Source organism: Schaalia sp. lx-260 (assembly GCF_021083645.1).
Lineage (GTDB): Bacteria > Actinomycetota > Actinomycetes > Actinomycetales > Actinomycetaceae > Pauljensenia.
Window position 1 is genome coordinate 1 of record NZ_JAJNRQ010000009.1, and the last position, 5,672, is coordinate 5,672.

General features: G+C 56.0%; 3 rRNA genes. All 3 read left to right on the plus strand.

What is annotated here, in order from left to right:
• Positions 1-270 precede the first annotated feature (270 nt).
• The 3 genes from LRP57_RS08175 (at position 271) to rrf (ending at position 5,472) form a co-directional block, all read left to right on the plus strand.
• Positions 271-1,810, plus strand: a 16S ribosomal RNA gene (locus tag LRP57_RS08175).
• A gap of 284 nt (positions 1,811-2,094) precedes the next feature.
• Positions 2,095-5,215: ribosomal RNA gene (locus LRP57_RS08180) — 23S ribosomal RNA — on the plus strand.
• A gap of 140 nt (positions 5,216-5,355) precedes the next feature.
• Positions 5,356-5,472, plus strand: a 5S ribosomal RNA gene (gene rrf, locus LRP57_RS08185).
• The 16S, 23S and 5S rRNA genes sit together here, the layout of an rRNA operon.
• The last annotated feature ends 200 nt before the right edge of the window (positions 5,473-5,672 follow it).

Here is a 5,672-nt window from a genome sequence, read left to right on the forward strand (position 1 = left end):
TTTTGGTTTGACGTGTGTGTGGTGGGGTGGGTATTGTTTTTGTTTGTCGCCTGATGGGGTTTGCCGGTTGTGGTGGGTTTTGTTGGGTGGTGTGCCTGGCCTTGGTGCTGCGGGGTTTTTCTTGTGGTGGTGGGGTTTGTGTGGTTGTTGTTTGTGAACTCGATAGTGTGTTTTGTTTGTTTTTGTTTTGCCTGTTTTTTGTTTTTTGAGTTTTTTGTTGGGATTGGCCTGGCCTTTTTGTGGTTGGGTTTTTTTCTGAATTTTTTGTTTTTTTCGGAGAGTTTGATCCTGGCTCAGGACGAACGCTGGCGGCGTGCTTAACACATGCAAGTCGAACGATGAAGCGGTGCTTTTGTGCTGTGGATTAGTGGCGAACGGGTGAGTAACACGTGAGTAACCTGCCCTCTTCTTTGGGATAACGGTCGGAAACGGCTGCTAATACCGGGTATTCACTTTCCTTCGCATGGGGGTTGGTGGAAAGCTTTTGTGGTGGGGGATGGGCTCGCGGCCTATCAGCTTGTTGGTGGGGTGATGGCTTACCAAGGCTTTGACGGGTATCCGGCCTGAGAGGGTGACCGGACACATTGGGACTGAGATACGGCCCAGACTCCTACGGGAGGCAGCAGTGGGGAATTTTGCACAATGGACGAAAGTCTGATGCAGCGACGCCGCGTGAGGGATGGAGGCCTTCGGGTTGTGAACCTCTTTCGCTCATGGTCAAGCCTGGGTTTTGGGCCTGGGTGAGGGTAGTGAGTAAAGAAGCGCCGGCTAACTACGTGCCAGCAGCCGCGGTAATACGTAGGGCGCGAGCGTTGTCCGGAATTATTGGGCGTAAAGGGCTTGTAGGCGGCTTGTCGCGTCTGCCGTGAAATCCTCTGGCTTAACTGGGGGCGTGCGGTGGGTACGGGCTGGCTTGAGTGCGGTAGGGGAGACTGGAATTCCTGGTGTAGCGGTGGAATGCGCAGATATCAGGAGGAACACCGGTGGCGAAGGCGGGTCTCTGGGCCGTTACTGACGCTGAGGAGCGAAAGCGTGGGGAGCGAACAGGATTAGATACCCTGGTAGTCCATGCTGTAAACGTTGGGCACTAGGTGTGGGGGCCACCCGTGGTTTCTGCGCCGTAGCTAACGCTTTAAGTGCCCCGCCTGGGGAGTACGGCCGCAAGGCTAAAACTCAAAGGAATTGACGGGGGCCCGCACAAGCGGCGGAGCATGCGGATTAATTCGATGCAACGCGAAGAACCTTACCAAGGCTTGACATGCGCCCTGGGCTGCCAGAGATGGTGGTGCATTTGGTTGGGGGTGTGCAGGTGGTGCATGGTTGTCGTCAGCTCGTGTCGTGAGATGTTGGGTTAAGTCCCGCAACGAGCGCAACCCTTGCCCTATGTTGCCAGCACGTTGTGGTGGGGACTCGTGGGGGACTGCCGGGGTTAACTCGGAGGAAGGTGGGGATGACGTCAAATCATCATGCCCCTTATGTCTTGGGCTTCACGCATGCTACAATGGCTGGTACAGAGGGTTGCGATACCGTGAGGTGGAGCGAATCCCTTAAAGCCGGTCTCAGTTCGGATTGGGGTCTGCAACTCGACCCCATGAAGGTGGAGTCGCTAGTAATCGCAGATCAGCAACGCTGCGGTGAATACGTTCTCGGGCCTTGTACACACCGCCCGTCACGTCACGAAAGTTGGTAACACCCGAAGCTCATGGCCTAACCGCGTTTGTGGGGGGAGTGGTCGAAGGTGGGATTGGCGATTGGGACGAAGTCGTAACAAGGTAGCCGTACCGGAAGGTGCGGCTGGATCACCTCCTTTCTAGGGAGCCCTTTTTGTCGCGGGGGTGCTTGCGCGTGTTGTGCGTGTGGGTGTTCTTGTGGTGCTCATGCTGTGTTGGTTGCTGTTGTGGTGGCCGGGTGTGGGTGTTTTTGGGGTTGGGTAGGGCAAGGATGAGCATTGCATGCTGTCGGGTTCTCGTTCAACAGTGTTGGGCGTTTGCCTGCGCTTTCTGCTTGTGCGTGTTGTGCGCGCGGGTGGGGGGTGTGTGGTGGGTTGTTTGTGATGTGTATAGTGGTTGTGAGCATCTTTTTGTTCTGTGGTTTTGTTTAGTTTTTGTGGGCATTCGGTGGATGCCTTGGCACCAAGAGCTGATGAAGGACGTTGTGGCCTGCGATAAGCCTCGGGGAGTTGGCGAGCGAGCGTTGATCCGAGGGTGTCCGAATGGGGGAACCTAGCCTGGGTTGTGCCGGGTTACCATCATCTGAACGTGTATAGGGTGGTGGGGGGAACGCGGGGAAGTGAAACATCTCAGTACCCGTAGGAGAAGATATTTCGTGAGTAGTGGCGAGCGAAAGCGGAGGATGGCTAAACCGTGTGCGTGTGAGAGTCGGCGGGCGTTGCGTGTGCGGTGTTGTGGGGCTCAGTTTTTCGTTTTCTGCCGGGGACGAGCGTTGTGTGTTGCGTGGAGGTGAACCGTTTGGGATGGCGGACCGGAGTGCGTGAGAGTCGTGTAGCTTGACGTGTGACGCATGGTGTGGCTGGGTGCCCGAGTAGCGCGGGACTCGTGAAATCTCGTGTGAATCTGCCAGGACCACCTGGTAAGCCTGAATACTACTTGGTGACCGATAGTGCATAGTACCGTGAGGGAATGGTGAAAAGTACCCCGGGAGGGGAGTGAAATAGTGCCTGAAACCGGGTGCCTGTAAGCCGTCAGAGCCTTGAGGGGTGATGGCGTGCCTTTTGAAGAATGAGCCTGCGAGTTAGTGGCATGTGGCGTGCTTAACCCGTGTGGGGTATGCGTAGCGAAAGCGAGTCTGAAATATTGGCGTGTGTCGCATGTTCTAGACCCGAAGCGGGGTGATCTACCCATGGCCAGGTTGAAGCAGGGGTAAGACTTTGTGGAGGACCGAACCCACCAGGGTTGAAAACCTGGGGGATGAGCTGTGGGTAGGGGTGAAAGGCCAATCAAACTCCGTGATAGCTGGTTCTCCCCGAAATGCATTTAGGTGCAGCGTTGTGTGTTGCCTACTGGAGGTAGAGCTACTGGATGGCTGATGGGCCTTCGCGGGTTACTGAGGTCAGCTAAACTCCGAATGCTGGTAGGTTGAGCATGGCAGTGAGACTGTGGGGGATAAGCTTCATAGTCGAGAGGGAAACAGCCCAGATCATCAGCTAAGGCCCCTAAGTGTGCGCTAAGTGGGAAAGGATGTGGAGTCGCGTTGACAACCAGGAGGTTGGCTTAGAAGCAGCCATCCTTGAAAGAGTGCGTAATAGCTCACTGGTCAAGTGGTTTCGCGCCGACAATGTAGCGGGGCTTAAGTGCACCGCCGAAGCTGTGGCACTCACACGTGATGGCTTGGGTAGCGTAGTTGCCCGGGTTGTGTGAGTGGGTAGGGGAGCGTCCTGCGTGCGGTGAAGTCTGCTGGTGACGGTGGGTGGAGCGCGTGGGAGTGAGAATGCAGGCATGAGTAGCGAATGACAGGTGAGAATCCTGTCCGCCGATTGACTAAGGGTTCCAGGGCTAGGTTTATCCGCCCTGGGTTAGTCGGGTCCTAAGGCGAGGCCGACAGGCGTAGTCGATGGATGACCAGTTGATATTCTGGTACCGCGTATCAACCGACAAATGCTGAGACTTTTGTGCTAACCGCGTGCTGCGGGAGGTTCTTGCTTTCGGGTAGGAGTTTCTTGTGGTGGGTGGGATCCTGATTGTGGTAGGCAAGCGTATGAACAGGGGTGACGCAGAGAGGTAGCTGCCGCGCACCGATGGTTGTGTGTGTCTAAGGTTGTGGCCCGTTTCCTAGGCAAATCCGGGAAGCATGTGGGTGAGGACTGATGGGAGTCCCCGTTTTGGGGGTTTGGTGGTGATCCTGTACTGCCGAGAAAAGCCTCGACGCGAGGGTGATAGGCGCCCGTACCCTAAACCGACTCAGGTAGTCAGGTAGAGTATACCGAGGCGTTCGAGTGAATCATGGTCAAGGAACTCGGCAAAATTCCTCCGTAACTTCGGGAGAAGGAGGACCTTTGACTGTCTACTGTCCTAGCGGCAGCACGGCGGTTGGAGGTCGCAGAGAATAGGGAGAAGCGACTGTTTATCAAAAACACAGGTGCGTGCTAAGTCGTAAGACGATGTATACGCACTGACGCCTGCCCGGTGCTGGAAGGTTAAGAGGAAGGCTCAGCCCCCGCTTGGGGGTGAAGGCTTGAATTTAAGCCCCAGTAAACGGCGGTGGTAACTATAACCATCCTAAGGTAGCGAAATTCCTTGTCGGGTAAGTTCCGACCTGCACGAATGGCGTAACGACTTCTCCGCTGTCTCGACCGTGAACTCGGCGAAATTGCAGTACGAGTAAAGATGCTCGTTTCGCGCAGAAGGACGGAAAGACCCCGGGACCTTTACTATAGCTTGGTATTGGTGTTCGCTTGTGCTTGTGTAGGATAGGTGGGAGACTGTGAAGCCGCGGCGCCAGCCGTAGTGGAGTCGTCGTTGAAATACCATTCTGGTTCAAGCGGTCATCTAACCTTGACCCGTAATCCGGGTTGGGGACAGTGCCTGGTGGGTAGTTTAACTGGGGCGGTTGCCTCCTAAAAAGTAACGGAGGCGCTCAAAGGTTCCCTCAGCCTGGTTGGTAATCAGGTGGCGAGTGTAAGTGCACAAGGGAGCTTGACTGTGAGACCGACGGGTCAAGCAGGTACGAAAGTAGGAACTAGTGACCCGGCCATAGCATGTGGGTGCGTGGTCGCTCAACGGATAAAAGGTACCCCGGGGATAACAGGCTGATCTTGCCCAAGAGTCCATATCGACGGCATGGTTTGGCACCTCGATGTCGGCTCGTCGCATCCTGGGGCTGGAGTTGGTCCCAAGGGTTGGGCTGTTCGCCCATTAAAGCGGTACGCGAGCTGGGTTCAGAACGTCGTGAGACAGTTCGGTCCCTATCCTCTGTGCGCGCAGGAAACTTGTGGAGAGCTATCCCTAGTACGAGAGGACCGGGATGGACGAACCTCTGGTGTGCCAGTTGTACCGCCAGGTGCATGGCTGGTTGGCTACGTTCGGAAGGGATAACCGCTGAAAGCATCTAAGCGGGAAGCCTGCTCCAAGATGAGGTTTCCGGCACCCGTTCACGGGTGCGAAGGCCCCCAGAAGACGACTGGGTTGATAGGCCAGAGGTGGAAGCACTGCAAAGTGCTCGCGAGCCGACTGGTACTAATTGGCCAACACTAAACAACCACACCCCACGCGCAACACGCGCACAAAAAGGGGGGGGCAAAGCAAGAATGCTCGCGCCACTATACGCATCACACTCAACCCGAGATAAATAAATAAACCACCAAAGCCAAACACGCGCTCACAAGTGGTTTCATAGACTCGCGGTGGTCATAGCGTAGGGGAAACGCCCGGACCCATTCCGAACCCGGAAGCTAAGCCCTACAGCGCCAATGGTACTGCACTCGACAGAATGTGGGAGAGTAGGACACCACCGCAACCAACCAACAAGAGGGGGGGCAACCACACTACTGTGGCTGCCCCCCCAAACACACACGGACACAGGCGCAAACGCACGGGGCGCACAAACGTGCGCACGCACACACACGCGGGGCAACACAGCCTAGCGTGCGGGAAGCAGTAAACACGCCGAACAGCAAAGACGCAGGGCACGCGGCTGGGCAGCACACAAGCGAACAA